Annotated in this window: 25 protein-coding genes; 14 read left to right on the forward strand and 11 right to left on the reverse strand. The window is 67.3% G+C overall.

The features are described 5' to 3' along the window. Positions 1-34: 34 nt before the first annotated feature. Both P6144_RS07885 and P6144_RS07890 read left to right on the forward strand, forming a co-directional pair. A complete protein-coding gene (locus P6144_RS07885) occupies positions 35-274 on the forward strand; it encodes a hypothetical protein (protein WP_277767185.1) in 240 nt (79 codons plus the stop codon). A gap of 58 nt (positions 275-332) precedes the next feature. Beyond that, entirely contained in the window at positions 333-677 is a 345-nt protein-coding gene (locus P6144_RS07890; RefSeq protein ID WP_277767186.1) for a hypothetical protein, read from the forward strand. Here the strand turns inward: P6144_RS07890 and P6144_RS07895 are convergent. The 5 genes from P6144_RS07895 to P6144_RS07915 form a co-directional block, all read right to left on the reverse strand. Continuing rightward, positions 674-1618, reverse strand: a complete 945-nt coding sequence (locus P6144_RS07895) for a phytoene/squalene synthase family protein (RefSeq protein ID WP_277767187.1) — start codon at positions 1616-1618, stop codon at positions 674-676. The genes P6144_RS07890 and P6144_RS07895 overlap by 4 nt on opposite strands. After that, the gene (locus tag P6144_RS07900) at positions 1615-2196 is read right to left on the reverse strand and encodes a TIGR00730 family Rossman fold protein (RefSeq protein WP_277767188.1); all 582 of its coding nucleotides are present in this window, start codon (positions 2194-2196) and stop codon (positions 1615-1617) included. Before P6144_RS07900 ends, P6144_RS07895 begins: the two co-directional genes overlap by 4 nt. Before the next feature lie 67 nt (positions 2197-2263). Continuing rightward, positions 2264-3754, reverse strand: a complete 1491-nt coding sequence (locus P6144_RS07905; protein WP_277767189.1) for a phytoene desaturase — start codon at positions 3752-3754, stop codon at positions 2264-2266. Continuing rightward, on the reverse strand, positions 3751-4914 hold the full coding sequence (gene crtY, locus P6144_RS07910) for a lycopene beta-cyclase CrtY (RefSeq protein ID WP_277767190.1): 1164 nt from the start codon (positions 4912-4914) through the stop codon (positions 3751-3753). Before crtY ends, P6144_RS07905 begins: the two co-directional genes overlap by 4 nt. A gap of 135 nt (positions 4915-5049) precedes the next feature. Beyond that, on the reverse strand, positions 5050-5664 hold the full coding sequence (locus tag P6144_RS07915; RefSeq protein WP_277767191.1) for a glutathione binding-like protein: 615 nt from the start codon (positions 5662-5664) through the stop codon (positions 5050-5052). 61 nt (positions 5665-5725) lie between these two features. Here P6144_RS07915 and P6144_RS07920 point away from each other — a divergent pair, with 61 nt between their 5' ends. Further along, on the forward strand, positions 5726-6325 hold the full coding sequence (locus tag P6144_RS07920; protein ID WP_277767192.1) for a TetR/AcrR family transcriptional regulator: 600 nt from the start codon (positions 5726-5728) through the stop codon (positions 6323-6325). Between the two features lie 165 nt (positions 6326-6490). Beyond that, on the forward strand, positions 6491-6934 hold the full coding sequence (locus P6144_RS07925) for a hypothetical protein (protein WP_277767193.1): 444 nt from the start codon (positions 6491-6493) through the stop codon (positions 6932-6934). 39 nt (positions 6935-6973) lie between these two features. On the opposite strand, the gene P6144_RS07930 is transcribed toward P6144_RS07925, so the two are convergent. Genes P6144_RS07930 through P6144_RS07940 form a run of 3 tightly spaced genes read right to left on the reverse strand, consistent with a single transcriptional unit; the run spans position 6974 to position 8657 of the window. Then, on the reverse strand, positions 6974-7177 hold the full coding sequence (locus tag P6144_RS07930; protein WP_277767194.1) for a DUF2007 domain-containing protein: 204 nt from the start codon (positions 7175-7177) through the stop codon (positions 6974-6976). Beyond that, positions 7177-7728, reverse strand: coding sequence for a pyridoxamine 5'-phosphate oxidase family protein (locus P6144_RS07935; protein WP_277767195.1), 552 nt, complete (start codon positions 7726-7728; stop codon positions 7177-7179). The genes P6144_RS07930 and P6144_RS07935 overlap by 1 nt, the downstream gene beginning before the upstream one ends. 2 nt (positions 7729-7730) lie before the next feature. Further along, a complete protein-coding gene (locus P6144_RS07940) occupies positions 7731-8657 on the reverse strand; it encodes a DUF5996 family protein (RefSeq protein WP_277767196.1) in 927 nt (308 codons plus the stop codon). Between the two features lie 45 nt (positions 8658-8702). Here P6144_RS07940 and P6144_RS07945 point away from each other — a divergent pair, with 45 nt between their 5' ends. After that, entirely contained in the window at positions 8703-8948 is a 246-nt protein-coding gene (locus P6144_RS07945) for a type II toxin-antitoxin system CcdA family antitoxin (protein WP_277767197.1), read from the forward strand. Then, complete coding sequence (locus P6144_RS07950) at positions 8948-9244, forward strand: CcdB family protein (RefSeq protein WP_277767198.1); 297 nt, start codon at positions 8948-8950, stop codon at positions 9242-9244. Before P6144_RS07945 ends, P6144_RS07950 begins: the two co-directional genes overlap by 1 nt. Before the next feature lie 4 nt (positions 9245-9248). Here P6144_RS07950 and tldD read toward each other — a convergent pair whose 3' ends face one another. Together tldD and P6144_RS07960 are read right to left on the reverse strand one after the other, a co-directional pair. Next, on the reverse strand, positions 9249-10676 hold the full coding sequence (gene tldD, locus P6144_RS07955; protein ID WP_277767199.1) for a metalloprotease TldD: 1428 nt from the start codon (positions 10674-10676) through the stop codon (positions 9249-9251). 18 nt (positions 10677-10694) lie between these two features. Further along, entirely contained in the window at positions 10695-10928 is a 234-nt protein-coding gene (locus P6144_RS07960) for a zinc-finger domain-containing protein (protein WP_277767200.1), read from the reverse strand. 66 nt (positions 10929-10994) lie between these two features. On the opposite strand from P6144_RS07960, the gene P6144_RS07965 reads away from it, so the two are divergent. Then, a complete protein-coding gene (locus tag P6144_RS07965; RefSeq protein WP_277767201.1) occupies positions 10995-11918 on the forward strand; it encodes an ABC transporter ATP-binding protein in 924 nt (307 codons plus the stop codon). Next, a complete protein-coding gene (locus P6144_RS07970) occupies positions 11911-12564 on the forward strand; it encodes an RNA methyltransferase (RefSeq protein WP_277767202.1) in 654 nt (217 codons plus the stop codon). Before P6144_RS07965 ends, P6144_RS07970 begins: the two co-directional genes overlap by 8 nt. 4 nt (positions 12565-12568) lie before the next feature. Here the strand turns inward: P6144_RS07970 and P6144_RS07975 are convergent, their stop codons facing one another. Continuing rightward, entirely contained in the window at positions 12569-13474 is a 906-nt protein-coding gene (locus P6144_RS07975) for a PHB depolymerase family esterase (RefSeq protein ID WP_277767203.1), read from the reverse strand. A 65-nt stretch (positions 13475-13539) separates the two neighbouring features. On the opposite strand from P6144_RS07975, the gene nadB reads away from it, so the two are divergent. The 6 genes from nadB (at position 13540) to P6144_RS08005 (ending at position 23009) form a co-directional block, all read left to right on the forward strand. Next, positions 13540-15144, forward strand: coding sequence for an L-aspartate oxidase (gene nadB / locus P6144_RS07980; RefSeq protein WP_277767204.1), 1605 nt, complete (start codon positions 13540-13542; stop codon positions 15142-15144). A gap of 53 nt (positions 15145-15197) precedes the next feature. Beyond that, complete coding sequence (locus tag P6144_RS07985) at positions 15198-16586, forward strand: hypothetical protein (RefSeq protein ID WP_277767205.1); 1389 nt, start codon at positions 15198-15200, stop codon at positions 16584-16586. Between the two features lie 161 nt (positions 16587-16747). Beyond that, on the forward strand, positions 16748-17926 hold the full coding sequence (locus P6144_RS07990; protein WP_277767206.1) for a serine hydrolase: 1179 nt from the start codon (positions 16748-16750) through the stop codon (positions 17924-17926). Between the two features lie 55 nt (positions 17927-17981). After that, a complete protein-coding gene (locus tag P6144_RS07995; RefSeq protein WP_277767207.1) occupies positions 17982-18674 on the forward strand; it encodes a 2OG-Fe(II) oxygenase in 693 nt (230 codons plus the stop codon). Positions 18675-18726: 52 nt separating this feature from the next. Continuing rightward, the gene (polA, locus tag P6144_RS08000) at positions 18727-21483 is read left to right on the forward strand and encodes a DNA polymerase I (RefSeq protein WP_277767208.1); all 2757 of its coding nucleotides are present in this window, start codon (positions 18727-18729) and stop codon (positions 21481-21483) included. Continuing rightward, positions 21480-23009, forward strand: a complete 1530-nt coding sequence (locus tag P6144_RS08005; protein WP_277767209.1) for a lipopolysaccharide biosynthesis protein — start codon at positions 21480-21482, stop codon at positions 23007-23009. Before polA ends, P6144_RS08005 begins: the two co-directional genes overlap by 4 nt. The last annotated feature ends 95 nt before the right edge of the window (positions 23010-23104 follow it).

Genomic DNA, 23104 nt, shown 5'->3' on the forward strand with positions numbered 1-23104 from the left:
CGCGTCCGTTGTTAACCTTTGGAAGGAGGCGGCGATGGACCAGGTCTTCTATCTGCTGGCGATCATGGGTTGCAGCGACGACAATCTCGACTGCCGGCAGGCGCGGATCGAGCCGGCGCGCTATACCAGCTATGCGAGTTGCCAGGAGGCGATGACCGACGCGCTGCGCCGCAATATGGACCTGGATTTTCCGGTGATCACCGGCGCCTGCCAGCGCCAGACTCCCGAAATCGCGCGCCAGACCGCCCCGAAACCGGACGGCAAAGGCCGCTAGCACCCCCTGCCCGTTTCAATTATATTGCAGATGCGAAACTGTTCCGGGGGGAAGCGGGATGAAGCAGCTGCTTGGCGTGATCATCGGACTGGCGGTGGGCGCCGGTGTCGTACTGGGCCTGAACTGGCTGGGCGCACGCTACGCCCTTCCCGACAGCTTTATTGCCGATACGCCCCAGGCGGCGACCGTTGGCGGCTGGGCGCTCGGTGCGCTGGCCGGTGGTGTAGCGGCTGTTCGCGTGGGCGAATGGCCGGTGAGCGGCTGGATCGTTGCGCTGGCCGGGATCGGCTATGCGCTGGCGACCAGCCTGATGAGTCCGCACCCCTTGTGGATGCAGGTCGCCGCCGTTGTCGCACCGTTTCTGGCCGGCGTGGTCGTTTCGGGGATCGCGCGCCCGGCCTAGCGGGGGCGCGACCAGAGTTCGGGATCGCGCGGAGCGGCCGGATACAGGTCCTTCCGGCGCAGGGCCTGCCATTTCGCGCGGACGATCCAGCCGAGCTTCTCGAACGCCGAGGTCTTCACCCGGTGATCCCAGGCATGCTCGCCGCGCGCCGCGACCTTCTTCGCGATATCGCCATAGATGCCGGCCGCGGCGAGCACCGCCCAGGCCGAACGGAAGCCGAGCGCCGGCGTGCCGAGCCGCGCGCTTTCGGCATAGTCGGCGGCGCCTTGGGTCAGCCGGCCGGCGAGCACCACCAGCCGCGGGCGGAAGGGCGGCTTCATGTGCTGTCCCGGCGGGATGTCCATCTCGGTCAGCCAGTCGTCGGGCAGATAGCAGCGGCCCATCCGGTCGTCGGCCTCGATGTCGCGCGCGATATTGGCGAGCTGGAAGGCGATGCCGAGGTCGCAGGCACGATCGAGCGTCGCTTCGTCCTCTGGCGCGACGCCCATGATCACCGCCATCAGGCAGCCGACTGCCCCGGCGACGTGATAGCAATAGCGGTAGAGATCGGCCTCATGGCGCGGCCCCCATTCGGCTGCATCGAGCGCAAAGCCCTCGACCACATCCCAGATATAGCGGTGCGGCAGCCTGGCTTCGGCTGCGACGATGCGCAGCGCATCGAAGGCCGGATCGCCGACCCACTGCCCGGCCAAAGCCGCTTCGGTGAGCAGGCGGATGCGGGCGAGGCCGGCGCGGGCATCCGCCTCGCCGCCCTCGAACCCGTGATCCTGGCCATCGGCAAGATCGTCGCAGGCGCGGCACCAGGCGTAGAGCAGCCAGGCCCGCTCGCGCGTCCGCCGATCGAACAACTTGCTGGCGGCAGAGAAACTGCCCGAACCACGCGCGATCGCTTCCTGCGCCGTCGCGACGATCGCGGCGCGCGAAGGAAGCGCGGAACTCAAAGGTCGCCGCGCTTCATCTGGACGATCGTCTCGATCGGCTTGGCCGCGCCCATCTTGTCGAGCAGCCCTTCGAGCGTGGTGTCGACGATCAGCATGTTCTGATGCTGCGGGCGAACGAAGCCGACCTTGCCCATATGCACCCAGAAATCGACGAGCTTGTCATAATAGCCGGCGATGTTGAGCAGGCCGACCGGATCGGTGTGATAGCCGAGCTGCGCCCAGCTCATCGCTTCCCACAATTCGTCCATCGTGCCGGTGCCGCCCGGCAGGTTGATGAAGCCGTCGGCGATGTCGGTGAAGCGCGCCTTGCGCTCGTGCATCGTCTTGACGACGTGCAGCTCGGTGCAGCCGCGATGCGCGACTTCGGCATTGACCAGCAGCTCGGGGATGATGCCGATCACTTCGCCGCCGGCTTCGAGCGCCGAATCCGCCACCGCGCCCATCAGCCCCAGCTTGCCGCCGCCATAGACGACGCCGATGCCGCGCTCGGCCAGCGTGCGGCCGACATGGCGCGCGGCCTCGATATAGACGGGATCGGCCGGAGTGGCCGAACCGCAATAGACTGCGACGCGCTTCATGTGCTGCTCTTTCCGATATGCATGGTCCGGCCCGCCTTCGGCCAGAACGCGCGCCGGGGCAAGTCGATCACTTGCCATCCCCGAGCATCAGCGCCGCCGTCGCCTTGGCGCTGCCGACCACGCCGGGAATGCCCGCGCCCGGATGGGTGCCGGCACCGACGAAGAAGAGGTTGTGGATCGCGTCGTCGCGGTTGTGCGTGCGGAACCAGGCGCTTTGCGTCAGAATCGGCTCCAGGCTGAAGGCCGAGCCGAGATGCGCGGCGAGATCCTCGCGGAAGTTCGGCGGGGCATAGCTGAAGCGGGTGACGATCCGGTCCTTGAGGTCCGGGATCAGCCGGCGCTGGACCTCGGCCAGGATTCGCTCTTCCAGCACCGGCGCGATCTCGTCCCAATCGGCGGGAAACTTGCCGAGATGCGGCACCGGGCAGAGCGCGTAGAAGGTCGAGTGCCCTTCGGGCGCCATCGCGGGATCGCTGGCGCTCGGATGGTGGAGATAGAGCGAGAAATCCTCGCTCAGCACGCCATTGTCGAAAATGTCGGCGAGCAGCCCCTGGTAGCGCGGGCCGAACAGGATCGAGTGGTGGGGGATGTCGGGAAAGGTCCCGCGCACGCCGAAATGGACGACGAACAGCGAAGGCGAGAAGCGCTTGCGCTGCAGGCTCTGCGCCGCACGCTGGCTGGAACGCGAGCCCTTGAGCAGATCGCGATAGCTGTGGACCACATCGGCATTGCAGGCGACGGCATCGACCTGCGCCTCATAGCCTCCCATCGTCCGCACGCCGGTGACCAGATCGCCGAGCGTATCGATGCGCGCCACCGGATCGCCGAGCCGCAGCGTGCCGCCCAGCCGCTCGAACTGGCGGACCATCGCCGCGACCAGCTGGTTGGTGCCGCCTTCGGCCCACCAGACCCCGCCCTTGCGCTCTAGCTGGTGGATCAGCGCGTAGATCGAGCTCGCCGTCATCGGATTGCCGCCGACGAGCAAAGTGTGGAAGGAAAAGGCCTGGCGGAGCTTCTCGTTGCGGATGAAGCTGGCGACCTTGGCATAGACCGAGCGCCAGGCACCATATTTGGCCAGCGCGGGCGCGGCGCGGACCATCGACATCACGTCCTGGAACGCGACATGACCGAGCTTCACATAGCCTTCCTCGTACACCCCCGCGGCATATTCGAGGAAGCGGCCATAGCCGGCGACGTCCTGCGGCTCCAATCGCGCGATCTCGGCGGCGAGCGCATGATCGTCATTGGAATAGTTGAAGCGCGTGCCGTCGGGCCAGGAGAGCTGGTAGAAGGGCGTGACCGGCTTGAGCTTCACATCGTCGGCCATGCGGCGGCCCGAGAGCTGCCACAGCTCCTCGAGCACGTCGGGCGCGGTGATCACGGTGGGGCCGGCATCGAAGGTGAAGGTGCCGGCTTCGGTTGGCTTCTCCCAATAATAGGCGCGGCCGCCGGGCTTGTCGCGCGCCTCCAGCACCACCGTATCGACGCCCGCCGATTGCAGCCGGATCGCGAGCGCCAGCCCGCCGATGCCCGCGCCGACCACTGCCGCGCGCTTCACCGGAACGACTCCCGGATCGCCGAGACGGCGCGGCCTACGGGCACGGGCGGCTTGCCCGAGACGAGGCGGAGCTGGTCGAACAGGGTGGAATGCCCGGCATAGAAACGCCCGATCAGCTGGGGATCGAGCCGGTAGAAACGCTGGAGAATGCGGTATCGCTCCTGGGGTTCGGCGGCCTTGAACAACATGGCCGCGAGCATGCGATAGAAGCGGCGGCGGCGCCATGTCGACCTGGCGAAATCGTGGAGCAGCCGGTGGAGCGCCGCGCCGCTCAGGTCGCTCGCCGCCGAGACCAGCACGGCAGTGCGCACCGCATCGGGCAGGCTGTAGCTGGTGAGCGGATGGAACAGGCCGGCGCGCGCGCCCGCCTTGGCGACCTTGTTGCCGCCGGCCTGCCAATAGGCTTCGAAATCGCCGCCCATCACCACCGGCAGCGCGCCGCCCTCTTCCCGCACCACACGATCGACGTGCCAGCCCTGTGCCTGCGTATAGCCTTCGATACGGCTTCCCAGCGCCGGCGGATCGAGATCGGGAGTATCGCTGTAATAGGTATCCTCGACGAAGACGCAGGTGGCGCTGAACGGCAGCGCATAGACGAAGCGATAGCCGTCGAGCTGCTCGACCCGCGCATCCATGATCATCGGACGCTCGAGCCCATGCGCTTCGGCAAGCTGCAGCTCGCGGCCGTAGAACTTCTGCCAGCCGTAGCGCAGCGCCGCCATGTCGGCCGGGCCGCGGCAATCGATCACGCCCTTGGCCTCGATCCGGTCGCCATCGGCGAGGACCACCGCGGTGGGGCTGGCGGCGAGCACCTTGCGCCGAGTCATCACCGCATGTTCGGGCAGATCGGCGCGGACGACCTGATCGAGCCGCCGGGACTCGATGGAATAATAGCCCTGCCGCAGCGTCCGCGCGACTTCGGGAAAGGCGACGTCATAGCTGCGCCAGCCATGGCAGATCAAAGGCGCGGTCAGCCAGCGATCCGCGGGTGCCACGTCGCTGGCGAAGAAGGACCAGAGATGGTTGCCGCCGATCCGGCTGCCGCCCTCGACGATGCGGATATCGACATCGGGACGCCGCCGGCGCAGCGCCAGCGCGATCAATCCGCCGGCAAGCCCACCCCCGACAATGGCGACATCGCAGGAGATGGTGGCGGGCATGCCACAGGCGTACCCCAGCGATTCGCGCAATTTCAACAAAAATGCCCCTCCCGCACGCCATGCGAGGATGGGGCGGAAGGGGCAGGTGTGGCGGGAGCGGCGACGATGCGGCCGCGCCCGGAGCCTCGAAGGGAGTCAGGCGGCCTTGCGCAGCGGCCATTCGGCGGCCATCGCCCGCGCCACCGCCGGGCGGGCGCGGACGCGCTCGCGATAGGCGAGCAGCACCGGCCAGTCGGCCAGCGGCACCTTGGCGAATTCGGACCAGTTGAGCACCGCGAGCAGATAGGCGTCCGCCACCGTGAAGCGATCGTCGAGATATTCGCGTCCCTCGAGATGCCTCGACAGCACTGCGAAGGGACGCGCGTGGCGCGCGCGTGCCGCCACCTGCTCGGCCTCCGCATAGCCCTTGCCGAGGATCGGCATGTACACCGCCTTGTGCAGCTCGGTGCTGACGAAGTTCAACCAGGCGAGCATCCGGTAATGCGCATCGGAAAAGCCGGTGAAGCTGAGCGATCCCTCGGGCGCCAGCTCGGCGATATAGGTGAGCACCGCGGGACCTTCGGTGAGGACGAAGCCGTTCGCGGTCTCGATCGCGGGAACATAGCCCATCGGCGAAATCTCGGTGAAATCGCGGCCGTCGGGCAGGCGCAGGTCCTTGGGCACCTGGACATATTCGGCATCGAGCCCGGCCTCTTCCAGCGCGATGCGCGCAGCGAGCGAGCAGGCAAGCGGACTGAAATAGAGCTTCATCGCGAGTCTCCCTTGTATTTTTGTACGGTCTCGCACAAAAATACCCGGGTCAAGGAATTTCATGCGAACCGATACAAAAATAACGCATCGCGGACGCGGACGGCCGCGCAAGTTCGACGAGGGCCAGGTGCTGAAGGGCGCGATGGAGCGCTTCCGCACGCTCGGCTATTCGAACACCTCGCTCGACGACCTGGCCGAAGCGACCGGGGTGAACCGGCCGAGCCTCTATGCCGCGTTCGGCGACAAGAAGGCGCTGTACCTGGCGGGGCTCGCCCGCACCCATGCTGGCGTCGATGCGACTTTCGCGGCGCTGCACGCGGCCGCCTATCCGCCCGAAAAGATGCTCAAGGCGCTGTTCCTCGGCGCGCTCGAAGGCTTTCTGACCGGCGAGGACGGGCCCTCGGGCTGCATCGCGGTCAATACCGCGGCGACCGAGGCAGTGACCGATCCCGACATCCGCGCGGCGCTGGCGGCGTTCGTCGCGCTGCAGGACGGGTGGATCGAAAAGCTGATGGTGCAGGCCGGCAGCACGGACCCACGCGGCGATGCGCAGATCGCCTCGTCGGTGATCCATTCGCTGAGCACCCGCGCCCGCGCCGGCACGCCGCGCGCCGAACTGATCGCGATCGCAAAGAAGGCGACGGCGCTGTTGCTGGGATGATCTGACCAAGTATCGAAATCGGACTCTACTTGTCGCGCAAATAACGGCATCGCACATGGATCGCGAGTTAACTTCCCACCCCATCCGTTTCGGAGTGGAAGCCGTTTGACTATCCCGAAGATAGGAGCAGCTTTACTTCATCGCGACTCGCGGGGAGGAACCATCATGCGCTCTATCGTCTTTCGAAGCATCGCCTTGATTTCGACGCTGTCGGTCGGCGGCATGGCATTGGGCGCGGATATCCCGCGACCGGCCGCCGAAAAGGCCCCGGCGGCGGCCAATGCCTGTGCGCGGATCAAGACCTCCAGCTGGAAGGCGACGCTCAACCTGCAGCCGCCCGGCCCGCCCACACTCTTCATCACCGGGGTGGCAACGGTGCCGTCGACGGGCTGGACACTGACGATCAAGCCGGTGGCGCTGAACAAGATGCAGCCGCCCACGCAGATCGTCGAATTCATCGCCACGCCACCGAGCGGCATTTCCGGTCCGGTGGTGATGAAGCAGGCAGTGAAGGGCGAGATCAAGAACGCGCTGCGGGCCTATAAGGCAGTCTCGATCCTGTGCGGCAAGACCACGGTCGCCACGGTGCCGGTCAAGGTCGTCGTCTGAGGCTCGCCGCGGCGGCGGCCCGGCCGTCGCCGACCCGCTTTAGCCCGCCGCGTCGAGGATCGCACGCGCCGCCTCGACATCCTCGTCGTCCACCATCACCCGCACCGGGATGAGCAGATAGGAGCCGTCGGCGATGCTGGTGCCGGCATCGAACACGAAGCTGGGGATGCCCTCGTCCTCCAGCCGGCCCTGGACGATATAGGCGAGTTGCCGGTCGAAACGGCCGACCTCCACCAATGCCATCAGCGCGGCTCCCGCGTGGGCGTACGGACGGGCAATCCGTCGATGCTGTGGGTGCGTACCGCATATTTGGCGAAGCGCGCTTCCCTGCCCTGGCTCAGATTATATTTGTTGAGCGTGTCGCGTTCGCGCTCCAAGTGCATGTGCGGCACGCCCCAGCCACAGGCGGTCTGCACGCTCTCCACCACCATGTCGAAGATCTGGCGCGTGCCGGGCAGCAATGCGAAATGCGGCTCCAGCGCCGCCCAGCCTTCGTCCTGGGGCAGCACCGGCACGGCGCGGCCATAGAGGCGCAGGATCAGCGCCGGATTCTCGAAGGCGCAGAACATCACCGTGATGCGCCCGTCCGCCACCAGATGGGCATGCGTCTCGTTGCCCGAGCCCGCGACATCGAGCCAGGCGACGCGGTTCGGCCCGAGCACGCGGAAGCTGTCCATGCCCTTGGGGCTGAGATTGATCCGCCCCTCCACCGCGGCGGTGGCGACGAAGAACATCGGCGCGCGCGCGATGAAGTCCGCCCGCTCCGCATCGATCGATTCGAAGAACTTGGCCATCGCTAGACCGCGCGCGGCCGGCGCGGCACGCCGGGCTCGCATTCGAGATGCGCGCGGTCCCAATCGCCGAGATCGGCGGCGGCGTCATAGCTAGCGTGGAGAAAGCCGAGCAGCATCGCCCGCGGATCCGCGGCGGTGCGGACGGCATCATACTCGAGCAGCCATTCGCCCAGGCTCGCGTCGAACCAGGCAGGCGCCGGCACCTTGGCCTCGGCATACCCCGCCGGCGCGGGATAGCCATAGGCATAGAAGGCAGGTTTGGGGAATGTGTCGCTGCCCGGCCAGAAGCCGGCGCTGGCCTCTTCATGACTATAGGCTTCGCAGGTCACGGCATCGGGCAGGCCGGGAAAGCCGCCAGGATGCTTCGGCGCGGTGCGACCCGAGAAGCGGGTGACCGCCAGATCGAAGCTGCCCCAGAAGAAATGCACCGGGCTCGCCTTGCCGAGAAAGCCGGTGCGGAACTGCTGGAAGACCCGGTCGATCCAGAGCAGCGCCCGGTGGAAATCGCGCACCGCCTCGGCATCCCAGGCGCGCGCGGCGGTATCCTCTGCGAAGGGAATCGCGTCCGGAATCTCGCTGGGCATGCCGTTGATCGCCACCGGCGTGCCCAGCGCAGCGAGCGCGGCCATCAGCGTGGCGTGGAAATCGGCGATGCTGCCCGGCCCGAGCGGCAGGCAGCCCTCGCCGCCCTGATCGGTGGAAAGGCGGAGTTCGCTCGCCTGGAGATCGAGATCGAGCTGCAGCGTCGCCTCGGTGCAGGGCACCGGGCCGGTAGTGAGGCCCCAGGCGGTGGGATAGAGCACCACATGCCAGCTATGGTTGAGCCAAGGCGTCTGCGCGAGGCGGACCTTGCCGATGATCTGGGTGATCAGATGCAGGTGCTGCGCGGTCTCGCGCCAGCGGGGCCAGTCGAGCTCGGGGAGGGTCATGCCGACTCCATTGACGCGCATTACCCATGCGCATAATTTCTGCGCATGAAGCATGATGCTCTTTCCTCCGGCAAGCGCAAGGCTGTCAACCTCTCGCTCGATACCGGCGTGGTCGCCGCGGCACGCGAGGCGGGCCTCAACCTCTCGCAGATCTGCGAGGCGGCGTTGCGCGATGCGGCGAGGGGCGAACGCGACCGGCAATGGCAGGAAGAGAATCGCGAATGGATCGAGGCAAACAACGCCTGGGTTGAGAAGCACGGCCTTCCCCTCGCCAAGTACCGAATGTTCTGATGGCCAAGTTCGACGTTTACCGTTCGGACGACGGATCGATCTTACTCGATTGCCAAAGCGACTTGCTTAACCGCCTCAACACCCGGTTCGTGGTGCCGCTCGTCTATCCCGATGATGCGGTTCAGGTAGATCGAAGATTAAATCCCTTACTCGATATCGCAGGTAACGAAATGCTGATGCTAACCCATTTCGCGGCCGCGATTCCGTCCGGCGCGCTTGGACACCGCATCGCTTCCGCCATCGATCAACAATATGTCGTGGCAAATGCGCTGGATATGCTGATCTCAGGCTACTGATACCTTAAGCCGCGGTACCGCCCACCGTCAGCCCCTCGACCAGCAGGGTCGGCTGGCCGACACCGGCCGGAACGCTCTGCCCGCCCTTGCCGCACATGCCGACGCCTTCGTCGAGCGCGAAATCGTTGCCGATGCCGGTGACCCGGCCCAGCACGGTCGGGCCGTCGCCGATCAGCGTCGCGCCCTTGATCGGCGCACCGAGCTTGCCGTTCTCGATCAGATAGGCCTCGGTGCAGGAGAAGACGAACTTGCCCGAGACGATGTCGACCTGGCCGCCGCCGAACGACTTGGCGTAGATGCCCTTCTTGACGCGGGCGAGCAGTTCGGCCGGATCGTCGTTGCCGCCCTTCATGAAGGTGTTGGTCATCCGCGGCATCGGCGCGTGCTGGAACGATTCGCGGCGGCCATTGCCGGTAGGGTCGACGCCCATCAGCCGGGCGTTGAGCCGGTCCTGCATATAGCCCTTGAGAATGCCGTCCTCGATCAGGATCGTCTCGCGCGTCGGCGTGCCTTCGTCGTCGATCGACAGCGAGCCGCGGCGGTCCATCAGCGAGCCGTCATCGACCACGGTGACGCCCGGCGCGGCGACACGCTCGCCGATGCGGCCGGAAAAGGCCGAGGTGCCCTTGCGGTTGAAATCGCCCTCGAGCCCGTGGCCGACCGCTTCATGCAGCAGCACGCCGGGCCAGCCCGGGCCGCACAGCACGGTCATGTCGCCTGCCGGCGCATCGATCGCGTCGAGATTGACCAAGGCCTGGGCCAGCGCCTCGTCGATCGCGCGGTTCCAGGTCTGCGGCTCGAACAGATTGTCGTAGAGCGTGCGCCCGCCCAGGCCGAAGCTCCCGGTCTCGCGCCGGCCGTTCTGCTCGACCACGATCGAGACGTTGAGGCGGACGAGCGGTCGGATATCGGTGGCGATGAAGCCGTCCGGCCGGACGATCTCGACCACGCTCCACGAGCCGGTGAGCCCTACCGAGACCTGCGCGACGCGCGGATCGCGCGCCCGGGCCGCCGCATCGATCGACTGGCAGAGATTCACCTTGTCGGCGAAGGGCACCAGGTCGAGCGGATCCTGATGGGTATAGAGATGGCGGTTGTTGCCCTGGGGCGCCGCCGCCTTGCCTGCCTTGCCCGGCTCGATCAGCGCCATCGTCTCCGCGGCGCGGCGGATCGCGGCGGGCGAGATCTCGTTGGCATGGGCAAAGGCGGTGGTCTCGCCTGAGACGGCGCGCAGGCCGAAGCCCGACTGGGTGTCGAACGAGGCGGTCTTCAGCCGGCCATCGTCGAAGCCGAACGCCTCGGTCTTGCGATATTGCAGATAGAGCTCGCCATCCTCGGCGCTGGCCAGCGCTTCGGCGGTGAGCTTCGCGGCGGTCTCGGGATCGAGGCTGTCGCGATAGATGTAGCTACGCGGATCGGACGGGATGCTCATCCCGACGATATAGGACGTTTAGATGCTCGCGCCAGCCGGATGATCGGGCAACTGGCTCTGGTCGGCGCCGTCGGCCGGGCCGCCGATCAGCACGAAGCGGCGATCGCAATAGCCGCAATCGACATAGCCATGCTCGTCGATCTGCAGGAACACGCGCGGATGGCCGAGCGCGGCAGGCAGGCCGGGGCCGGTGCCGTCACAGGCGACACGGGCGGTTGCGGTGCGGATGACTTCAGGAAGCGGCGCGGTCATGAGTCGCCCGATAGCAAGCACTGCGGGGGCTCGCAATCACCGGCGCGCAGCCTTAATGCGGGCGGCATGACTCAGGCTGCGATCGCGATCGATACTCTCTGCAAGACCTATCAGGGCGGCAAGCGCGCGCTCGACGGGGTGAGCTTCGAGGTGCCGCGCGGCCAGATCTTCGGGCTGCTCGGGCCGAACGGCGCCGGCAAGTCGACGCTGATCAACATCCTGGCCGGGCTGGTCAACAAGACCGGCGGCAAGGTCTCGATCTGGGGCTTCGACATCGACGCGCACCCGCGCAACGCCAAGGCGAGCATCGGCATCGTCAACCAGGAGATCATCTTCGATCCCTTCTTCACGCCCAAGGAGACGCTCGAGATCCAGGCGGGGCTCTACGGCGTGCCCAAGGACAAGTTCGACGCCCTCGGCCTGCTCCGGGCGGTGCACCTGGAGGACAAGGCCGACGCCTATTCGCGCACGCTTTCAGGCGGCATGAAGCGCCGGCTGATGGTCGCCAAGGCGATGGTGCATGCGCCGCCCGTGCTGGTGCTCGACGAGCCGACCGCGGGCGTCGACGTCGAGCTGCGCCAGCAGCTCTGGGCCTATGTCCGCGAATTGAACGAGCGGGGCGTGACGGTGGTGCTGACCACCCATTATCTGGAGGAAGCCGAGCAGCTCTGCGACCGGATCGCGATCATCAACCACGGCAAGCTGATCGCCAACAAGCCGACGCGCGAGCTGGTCGGCATGGCGCAGGAGAAGGTGGTCGAGGTCACCGTCGACCGCGACGTGGCGGCGCCGCCGGCCAATGCCTGTTTCCAGAAGGTCGAGATGAAGGGCGAGCGCACGCTGGTCATCACCTATCGCAAGGACCAGGCAAATGCCGGCGAGGTGCTGGACGCGGTGCAGGGCGCAGGGCTCGGCATCGTCGACGTCTCGACCCGCGAGGCCGACCTGGAGGACGTGTTCCTGAACCTCACCCGGGCGGCGAATGGCTGACATGGAAGAGAGTGAGAAGAAGCCGAAGAGCTCGGCTCGCCTGCGCGCCGACGCTATCCGCGATTTCCAGTGCAAGAACCTGATCGCGGTGATCGAGAACCCGACCGATATCAAGAATATCGGCACGGTGATCCGCAACGCCAATGCGCTGGGGGTCGAGAAGGTCTATGTGGTCGATAGCCGCGGATCGCTGCCCGACGACTGGCAGGAGCTGCGCGGCGACAGGGCGATCTCGAAAACCTCGGTTTCGGCGGTCAAATGGACCTTCGTGAAGCGGTTCGATTCGACCGACGCCTGTTTCGACCATCTCGAAAGCAATGGCTTCACTTCGGTAGTCACCTCGCCGCATGTGAAGGGCAAGGCGAGCATCTATCTGCACGAGGGCGACTTCACCGAATCCACCAAGCTCGCCGTCTGGTTCGGCAGCGAAGCAATCGGGATCAGCGACCGGGCAGTGGAGCGCAGTGCGATGTGCGTGAGCATTCCGATGTTCGGGATGATCGAGAGCCTGAACCTGGGCACCAGCTCGGGCATCGTGCTGTACGAAGTCTGCCGCCAGCGCCGCGAATATCAGAGCAAGTACCGGCTGCGCGACCAGCGCGGCGCACGTGCGGAGCCGCTGCCGACCACCATGCCGCTTGAGTGAACTTTTAGCGCCGATATTTCGCGAAAAAGGCCCACATCGCTTCGTTGTCCGCCGCCCAGACATGGCCGGCGCCGCGGGTGATGCGGCCGATCACCTCCGCGCCGTCACGGCAATCGGCATAGCGGATCTCGTAGAGCTTCGCGTCCAGATCGCGCTGGGCCGGGCCCGTGCGGCACAGGTCGAGATCGGACCAGCGGCCGAGCGCGGTCGCCATCGTATATTGCCAATAGCCGGCGCCGCCGCCCTGGATCGGATTGGTCCTGTCCGCGTCTCCGGCGAAGGCGATCACCGGCATCGGCTTCGACGGATTGCAGGTGGCCGGATCGGGGACGCGCGGCTCGCCCGCCAGCGGGTTGCCGGCGCGCAGGCCTACCACCGGCGCGATCGCGGCGAAGCGATCGGCAGCGACGCAGCCGAGCCAGCTCGTCATCCGCCCACCGCCCGACAGGCCGGTGGCATAGACGCGGGTGCGGTCCACGCAGCGATTGGCTGCGAGCCAGTCGATCGCAGTCTCGAGGAAGGCAACGTCATCGGCATCCTCGGCCGTGGGGATCTTGCCGGTGACGGTGGGGACGCCGGGAATGTTCCACATGAAACCCTGCTTGCCCGCAATGCCGGCATCCGGGGCGAGGACGAGGAGGCCATGCGCATCGGCCGTCGCGGCGAGCTTCGAGGCGGCAAGCATCTGCGCGCCCGTGCCGCCGCTGCCATGGAGCAGCAGGACCAAAGGCGCGGGGCGCGCGCGCGAAAACCCCGTGGGCAGATGCAGCATCGCCATGCGGCCGGTATCGCCAACCGGCAGCTGCACCGTCTGGCCGACCGCGCCGAGCGCGCATCCCTTCGCGGCGGCAGGCGCGGCCCAGAATGCGGCGAGCATCGCCATCAGCAAACCCAGGCTTTGGCGGCGCATATCTCTCTCCCGTTGCCAGCACCCCTGCCTAGCGCCTAGTCCGGGGCGGAACCAGCGGAAGAGACATGCCGAACGATCCCCATAGCAGCGACGTCCTGGTTATCGGCTCGGGTGCGGCGGGGCTCACCGCCGCGCTCAACCTCGCCCAGCATTTCAAGGTGACCGTGCTCGCCAAGGGCGGGTTCGCCGAAGGCTCGACCGCCTGGGCCCAAGGCGGCATCGCCGCGGTGCTCGAGCCCGGCGACACGTTCGAGAGCCATATCGAGGACACGATGATCGCCGGCGCCGGGCTCAACGACCGCGCGACGGTGGAGATGGTGGTCGAGAACGCCCCCGCCGCTATCCGGCGGCTGGCCGAGATCGGCGTGCCGTTCAACACCGAGGGCGGCGCGCTGCACCTGACCCGCGAGGGCGGCCACAGCCATCGCCGCATCGTCCATGTCGACGACGCGACCGGGCTGGCGGTGCAGACCGCGCTGCTCAAGGCGGCGCAGGCCAATCCCAATATCACGCTCGTCCCCGACATGGTGGTGATCGACCTGGCGACCAGCCGCCACGAGGAGCGCTATTCGGGCGCCGGCACCGTCTGGGGCGTCTATGCCTTCAACCGCCGGACCAACCGGGTGGAGCTGTTCACCGGCCGCGCCACCGTGCTGGCGACGGGCGGCGCCGGGCGGACCTATCTGTTCTCGACCGCGCCCAGTGGCGCCACCGGCGACGGCATCGCCATGGCCTGGCGCGCGGGCTGCCGCATCTCGAACATGGAGATGATGCAGTTCCACCCCACCTGCCTCTACAATCTCGAGGTCAAGAACTTCCTGATCACCGAGGCGGTGCGCGGCGAAGGCGGACGGCTGCTGCTGCCGCCCGACGCCGGCGACGAGGCGGGCAAGCGCTTCATGCCCGATTTCGATCCGCGCGCCGAGCTGGCACCGCGCGACATCGTGGCGCGCGCGATCGACCATGAGATCAAGCGGCTCGGTCTCGACTATGTCCATCTCGACATCAGCCATATGGGCGCCGAGTTCGTGAAGCATCACTTCCCGACGATCCATGCCCGGCTGCTCGATCTCGACATCGACATGACCAGGGAGCCGATCCCGGTCGTCCCCGCCCAGCATTACACCTGTGGCGGCGTGATGGTGGACCGCGACGGGCGCACCGACCTGCCCAATCTCTACGCGGCCGGCGAAGTCACCCAGTCCGGCCTGCACGGCGCCAATCGCCTTGCTTCCAACAGCCTGCTCGAATGCTTCGTGTTCGGCGAGGCGGTGGCCAACCACATCGCCGCGCATTGGGGCGAGCTGGGCCCGGTGCCGGCGATCCGCCCCTGGGACGAGAGCCGCGTCACCGATTCCGACGAGGAAGTGGTGATCAAGCAGAACTGGACCGAGATCCGCCGCTTCATGTGGAATTATGTCGGCATCGTGCGGACGACCAAGCGGCTCGAGCGCGCGGCGCACCGGATCAAGATGCTGCGCGAGGAAGTCGCCGATTATTACGGCCATTTCCGCGTGACGCCCGACCTGATCGAGCTGCGCAACCTGCTCGAGAGCGCCGACCTGATCGTGCGTTCGGCGCTCCACCGCAAGGAGAGCCGCGGGCTCCATTACAATCTCGACTATCCCGAGACCCTGCCCCAGGCGATCGACACGGTGCTGGTGCCCTGACCGACGCCGTCGGCCCTCGGCGGATATTCTGGGGCGCGCTCCTGCTGGCGGCGATGCTGCGCGCACTGGCCGCGCTGCCCTTCGCGGTCGGCTGGTTCGACGAGATCTGGCAATATCTCGAACCCGCCTGGCACCTGGTAGCCGGACCGTGGATCCAGACCTGGGACTATCGTGCGGGGCTGCGGAGCTGGCTGATTCCCGAGCTGCTCGCCGTGCCGATGGGGATAGGCCATGCGCTTTCCCCCGATGGCACGCTGCACCTGATGCTGGTGCGGTTCACGCTCGCGGCGCTTTCTCTGGTGATCGTCGGCGCCGCCGTGTCGCTGGGGCTGCGGCTCTCGCGGTTGCACGGCATTGTCGCCGGCTTCGTCGCGGCGACCTGGTTCGAGCTGATCTTCTTCGCCCCCCGCGCGCTTTCCGAGCCGATCGGGCTGGCGCTGCTGATGGGCGCGATCTGGCTGCTGCTCGCGCGCGACCGGCCGGGGCCGCGCCAGTTCGCGCTGGCCGGGCTGCTGATGGGGCTCTGCTTCGTCGCGCGCATCCAATATGCCCCGGCGCTGCTCACCCTGGCGATCCTGACCGCGCGCAAGGACTGGCGCGGCGCCTGGCTGCCGCTGCTCGCCGGCGGCTGCGGCGCGCTGGCGATCGATGCGCTGGCGAATCTCGCCATGGGCGCAGTGCCGTTCCGCTGGATGATCGAGGCGGCGCGGATCAACATCGTGGAAGGCCGCGCCCAGGCGTACGGCGTGATGCCGCTCACCGGCTATTTCACCATCCTCGCCTGGTACTGGTATCTCGCGCTGGTGCCGATCCTGCCGCTCGCCTGGATCGGAGCGAAGCGCTACCCGGCGCTGCTGTGGATCGCGCTGGTCCATCTCGCCTGCCATTCGCTGATCGCCCACAAGGAATACCGCTTCGTGCTGGCGAGCAGCGCGCTGCTGGTGATCCTGGCGGCGATCGGCAGCGCCGACCTGCTGCGCCGAGTGCCGCGCGAACGGCTGGTGCTGGCGACGATCGCCGCGCTCACCGTGTGGGGCGGGGCTTCGGTGGTGCTGGCGCGCGGGCATTTCGCGCCCAACTGGACGATGGAAGCCGATCTGGCCGAGGCGCTGGACAAGGCGGGCCGGCCGGCCAGGACCTGCGGGCTGGCGCTCTATCGCCCGCGCGACACGGTAGCGGGCGCCTATGCGCTCTATCGCCGCGCCACGCCGATCTATGTGCTGGGCAGCGCCCCCGAGGCGGCGCGCCACACCCGCGCCTTCGACGTCATCGTCGCGCCGCAGGACCATCTGGGCGAGCTTCCTGCCGCCTATCAGCTCGAAAGCTGCGCGGTGCCGGGCATCACCGATGCGCCGGGCTGCGTGCTGCGCCGGGCGGGCAGCTGCGCGCCCGATCCGGACACGCCGACGCTCCAGGCCTGGTTGAAGGCGAGCGGAAACTGATCCCCGGACTGCTGCGTTTCATCGCAAAAGCGACTCCGGTTTTCGCCTCGTTCACGCTTCACCGCTATAGGAAGAGCATTCGTCGCAACGCAGCAAGGTGCGGACTTTCCCGGCGGACGCATCCGCACCATTGTCGCTGCGGGCAAGGGGTCTGAGTTAACGTGTTTAAGTTCGAGGATTTCTCGGCGATTCAACGAGCGCTGACAGTAGCGGGCCTTGGCCCGGCGATGCTGGTCGGCTGCACGGTGCACGGCGACCCCTCGCTGGCCTCCTATCTGCCCGCCGGCGTGAGCCTGGCCCTGCCCTGGGGCAACGCCAAGGCCGCCACCCCCGCCTGGAAGCCCACCGCCCCTGCGCCGCAGGGGTTGGTCAGCGCGATCGACGGCATCACCCGCAATTTCGACGGGCTGGTCGGCGTCGCCGTCACCAGCGTGCAGGACGGCTGGATCGTCACGTCGAGCGACGCCGCGCGGCCGATGCCGCAGCAGAGCGTCTCCAAGCTGTGGGTGACGATGACGCTGCTCGACCAGGTCGATCAGGGCAAGATCCGCCTCGACCAACCGATCACCATCACCCGCAGCGATTTCACGCTGTTCCACCAGCCGGTCGCCGCGCTGGTGAAGGGCGATGTCGGCTATACCGCCACCGTGGGCGAGATCGTGCGCCGCGCGATGCAGATGAGCGACAATACCTGCAACGACAAGCTGCTGCGGCTGGTCGGCGGGCCCGATGCGATCCGCGCCTTCCTGGCGCGCAAGGGCATCGGCGGCGTGCGCTTCGGCCCCGGCGAGAAGCTGCTCCAGGCCGGCACCGCGGGGCTGGAATGGCGCCCCGAATATTCGATGGGCAACGCCTTTGCGGTCGCCCGTTCGCGCCTTTCGCCCACCGTGCGCCTCACGGCGTTCGAATCCTATGTAAAGGACCCGCCCGACGGCGCGGCTGCCGGCGCGATCTCGGTGGCGCTGGCCCGGCTGAAGCGCGGCGAGTTGCTGTCGCCGACCTCGACCGCCTGGTTGATCCAGACGATGGAAGGCGCCCGCACCGGCCGCGCCCGCGTGCACGGCGCGGTGCCGCCGGGCTGGATCTACGGCCACAAGACCGGCACCGGCCAGGACCTGGGCGCGCGCACCGCGGGCTTCAACGACGTCGGCATCCTGACTGCGCCCGACGGCACCTCCTATGCGCTGGCGGTGATGATCGGCGACACCCGCCGCCCGATCCGCGAGCGCCAAATGCTGATGCAACAGGTGGCGCAGGCGATCGTCGCCAACCACCGCACTGCGCCACCGGTGCAGGACGCCGCCGATCCCGCCTGGAAGGCCTTCACCGCCGGCAAGTGAGTTCGGGCGCAAGCGCCGGAAAGCGCCGCGCGGCCAGGGACGCTAACCCGGCACGATGGACGACCAACTGGACTGGGCCGCGATCGCGGCATCGCTCGACACGCAGGGCTGGGCCGTGCTGCCGCGCCTGCTTTCCCCCGGACAATGCGACGAGACCGCCGCGCTCTATGACGAACGCGCGCGCTTCCGCAGCGAAGTGATCATGGCGCGCCACGGATTCGGGCGCGGCCAGTATCGCTATTTCGCCTATCCGCTGCCCGATCGCATCGCGCAGCTGCGCCACGCGCTCTATCCGCCGCTCGCTGCCATCGCCAATCTCTGGCACCACCGGATGGCGATCGAGCACCGCTTTCCGCCCGCGCATGGCGATTTCCTCACCCGCTGCCACGCGGCCGGCCAGGTCCGCCCCACCCCGCTGCTGCTCCGCTACGGCCCGGGCGACTATAATTGCCTGCATCAGGACCTGTACGGCGAGCATGTCTTCCCGCTCCAGCTCGCCGTGCTGCTCTCCGCACCGGAGCGCGACTTCACCGGCGGCGAATTCGTGCTGACCGAACAGCGCCCGCGCATGCAGTCGCGCGCGGCAGTAGTGCCGCTAGGCCAAGGCGACGCCGTGGTCTTCGCGGTGCACCAGCGCCCGGTGCGCGGCGGACGGGGCGATTACCGGGTAAACATGCGTCATGGCGTCAGCGAAGTGCGCTCCGGAAAGCGCCATGTGCTCGGAATCATCTTCCACGACGCACGCTGATGCCAAGCGGGGGCTTTGTTCGGCGCACGCGCTCGGCTATCCCGGCGCGGCGATGCCCCATCTCTATCTCGTCGACGGCTCCGGCTATATCTTCCGCGCCTATCATCGGCTGCCGCCGCTCACCAACAAACATGGTGAGCCGGTGGGCGCCGTCTATGGCTATACGACCATGCTGTGGAAGCTGGTCGACGAGCTGAACAAGGCCGACGGCCCGACTCACATGGCGGTGGTGCTCGACAAAAGCGAGCACACCTTCCGCAACGAACTCTACGACCAGTACAAGGCGCACCGGCCGCCGGCACCCGAGGACCTGGTGCCCCAGTTCCCGATGATCCGCGACGCGACCCGCGCCTTCTCGCTGCCCTGCATAGAGGAAGCCGGCTGGGAGGCCGACGATCTGATCGCCAGCTATACCAAGGCGGCGCTGGCGCAGGGCTGGCAGGTGACGATCGTCAGCTCCGACAAGGACCTGATGCAGCTGATGACGGACCCTTCCGTCGACATGCTCGATACGATGAACAACCGGCGGCTGGGCCCGGCGGACACCGAGGAGAAGTTCGGCGTCCGCCCCGAGAAGCTGGGCGAGGTGCTGGCGCTGATGGGCGACAGCGTCGACAACGTCCCGGGCGTGAAGGGCATCGGCCCCAAGACCGCGGCCAAGCTGATCGAGGAATTCGGCACGGTCGAGGCGGTGCTGGAGGCGGCACCGGACATGAAGCCGTCCAAGATGCGCGAGAATCTGATCGAGCATGCCGAGATGGCGCGCCTCTCGCGGCGGCTCGTCGAGCTGGCCAGTGATGTGCCGCTGCCCGAACCGCTCGAGGAGTTCGAGCTCAAGGGCATTCCGGACGCGCCGCTGCGCGCATTCCTCGAGCATCACGGCTTCCGCACGCTGCTCAACCGCCTCTCCGCCGTCGCCGATGCGCCGGTCGAGACGCACGACACGCCGGGGCTGGAGGAAGACCCGCCCTGCAACCACGACGGATACGAGACAGTCACCGACGAGACTGCGCTCGATCGCTGGATCACGATCGCCAGGCACCAGGGCTGGGTGGCGATCGATACCGAGACCACCGGCGTCGACGCGACTCGCGCCGAGCTGGTCGGCGTGTCGATGGCGCTGCACCCCAATCTCGCCTGCTATATCCCGATCGGCCATGGCGGAACCGACATGTTCGCCGAGCGGCCGGTGCAGATCGACCGCGCCGTGGCGATCGCCAAGCTCAAGCCGCTGCTCGAGGACCCCGCAGTCCTCAAGATCGGGCACAATTTGAAATATGACATGATCGTGCTGGGCCGCGCCGGGATCGACGTCACGCCCTATGACGATACGATCGTGATGAGCTTCGATCTTGATGCCGGGCTGCACGGGCACGGCATGGACGAACTCGCTGCCACCCATCTTTCGCACAGCTGCATCGCGTACAAGGACGTGGTCGGCACCGGAAAGAGCCAGCTCGGCTTCGGCGAAGTCGATCTCAAGGCCGCCACCCGCTATGCCGCGGAGGACGCCGACGTGACGCTGCGGCTGTGGCGGCGGTTCAAGCCGCGGCTGGCCTATGAAGGCTCGACCCGCGTCTATGAGATGGTCGACCGGCCGCTCGTCAAGGTGATCGCCGACATGGAGCGCGCCGGCATCAAGGTCGATGCGCAGGTGCTCCACAAGCTCTCGACCGACTTTTCGCACCAGATCGCCGCGCTGGAGGAAGAGATCCACGGCATTGCCGGGTTCAAGTTCACCATTGGCAGCCCCAAGCAGCTGGGCGACGTGCTGTTCGACAAGATGGGGATCAAGGGCGGGCGCAAGGGCAAATCGGGCGTCTATTCCACCGACGTCAACGAGCTCGAGCGGATCGCCGCAGACAAGGATTCTCCGGGCCGGGACATGGTGCTCAAGGTGCTCGACTGGCGCCAGCTAACCAAGCTCAAATCGACCTATACCGACGCGCTGCAGGCGCAGATCAACCCGGCGACCGGGCGCGTCCATACCAGCTACAGCCTGACCGGAGCGCAGACCGGGCGGCTGAGCTCGACCGACCCGAACCTGCAGAACATCCCGATCCGCACCGAAACCGGCCGCCAGATCCGCGATGCCTTCGTGGCGGAGCCGGGCAACGTCATCCTCTCGGCCGACTATTCGCAGATCGAGCTGCGCCTCGCCGCGCACATCGCCGACGTGCCGGCGCTGCGCGACGCCTTCGAGCAGGGCGAGGACATCCACAACCGCACCGCGATGGAGCTATTCGGCGAAGTGAACCGCGACACGCGCGGCCGCGCCAAGACGATCAACTTCGCGATCCTCTACGGCATCTCGCGCTGGGGCCTGGCCGGGCGGCTCGACGTGACGCCCGACGAAGCCCAGGCGATGATCAACCGCTATTTCGAGCGCTTCCCCGGCATCAACCGCTATATCGCCGACACGCTCAACCTCGCCAAGGAGCGCGGCTACACCACCACCCTGTTCGGCCGGAAGACGCATTTCCCGCGCCTCAAGGCATCCAATCCGAACGAACGCGCCGGCAGCGAGCGCGCCGCGATCAACGCGCCGATCCAGGGCACCAGCGCCGATATCATCAAGCGGGCGATGGCGCGGATGGGCCCGGCGCTGCTCGAAGCTGGGCTGCCCAACGTCAAGATGCTGCTCCAGGTGCATGACGAACTGGTGTTCGAGCTGCCCGAAGGCGATGTCGAAGCCGCCAGGCCGGTGATCGAGCGCGTGATGGCAACCGCGGCCGAGCCGGCGGTGAAGCTGACCGTGCCGCTGGGCGTCGAGATCGGCGTCGGCCCGAGCTGGGGCGCCGCGCATTGAGCGAGACCGCAACTGCGCCGTCGGGCGGCGAGGACATCAACGCGCTCGCCAAGGGCGGGCGGACCAATATCCTGGGCTTCATCCTGCGCCTCGCCGCGCGGCTGCCCTTCCTGTTCATCGCCGGGCGCGCCTATGGCCCGGACATTGTCGGCCGCTATGCGATCGCGGTGCTGGTGATCGAGGTTGCGGCGCTGCTCGCCACGCTGGGCCTGAAGCGCGGACTGGCACAGGCGCTGTCCGATACCGACCGGCCGCACGCGCATGTCGTCTGGGACGCGATGGTGGTGGCGCTGATCGCCTCGCTGATCGCCAGCGGCATGCTGTTCCTCTTCCCCCAGGCGATGTTCCCCAACAGCCCAGTGACCGGGCTCGAGCCGCTGGTCGCCTTTGTCGTGCTGTGCCCGGCGCTTTCCGACGTCGCGCTCTCCGCCTGCGCCTATCGCCACAATATCGGCGCGGCAGTGACAGCGCGCGCGATCATCGAGCCCTGGACGATCAGCATTGCCGCCTGGGGCTTCTCCTATGTCTCAGCGCGCGACGGGCTGCTCTATGCCTATGTGCTGTCGATGGTGATGGCGCTCGGCGCCTCGATCATCCCCTTCGTCAAGGAATATGGCCTGCCGCATGGCTGGCGGCCGCGGCCGAGCGCGATCTGGGGCCTCGCCCGCGTCAATGCGCCGCTTGCCGGGGCCGACGCGATCGAATGGGCAACGCGCAACGTCGACCGCTTCATCCTGGCGCTGCTGTTCAGCCCGGCAGTGGTGGGTATCTATTACATGGCGCAGCAGGTCGCCTCGGTGCCGCAGCGGCTCAAGTCGAGCTTCGATCCGATCCTGGGCCCGGTCGTCACCAAGGCGCTGGCCGAGGACGATCGCCCCGCCGTCGCCAAGCAGGTGCGCCAGGTCGGCTTCTGGGTGACCAGCGCCCAGGCGGCGCTGGCGGTGATGTTCTCGATCCCCGCCGAGGGCGTGATGGGGTTGATCGGCAAGGAGTTCGTGATCGGCGCCGGCGCACTGTGCATCCTGCTGATCGCCGAGGTGCTCGCCTCGACCGGTGCCGTCTGCGAGACCGGGCTGGTCTATATCGCGCGGCACAAGAACCTGGCGATCTCGGTCTGCGTGCTGCTGCTCCAGGTGGTGCTGAGCTTCGTCTTCGTGATCGTCGCGCGGACCGAAGGCTGGTCCGAGCCCATCCAGGCGGCCGGGCCGGCGCTGGCGCTGGCGGTGTCGCTCACCATCGGATCGGCCGTGAAGGCGCTGCTGCTCTACCGACTGACCGGCGCGCCGGTGGTCTCGATCCGGCCGAGCTTCTTCGCCGCGATCGCGATCGCCAGCCTGGTCGGCGGCGCCTTCACTTCGCTGCCCAAGAGCGCCGAATGGGCCGAACTGAGCTTCGGCATGCCGGCGATCCTGGTCACCTACCTGTTCGTGATCATCAAGTTCGGCTTCGGCCCCGAGGACAAGGCGCTGTTCCGCAAGATGCCGCGCGCCGGCGAAGCGACGCTGCCGGTGGAAGAGAAGCTGTAATCCCACAACCGTCATCCCGGCGAAGGCCGGGATCTCAGGCAATGGCGGGTAAAGAGCCGCACGAGATCCCGGCTTTCGCCGGGATGACGTTGTTC

Source organism: Sphingomonas sp. HITSZ_GF, assembly GCF_029543155.1.
GTDB lineage: Bacteria > Pseudomonadota > Alphaproteobacteria > Sphingomonadales > Sphingomonadaceae > Sphingomonas.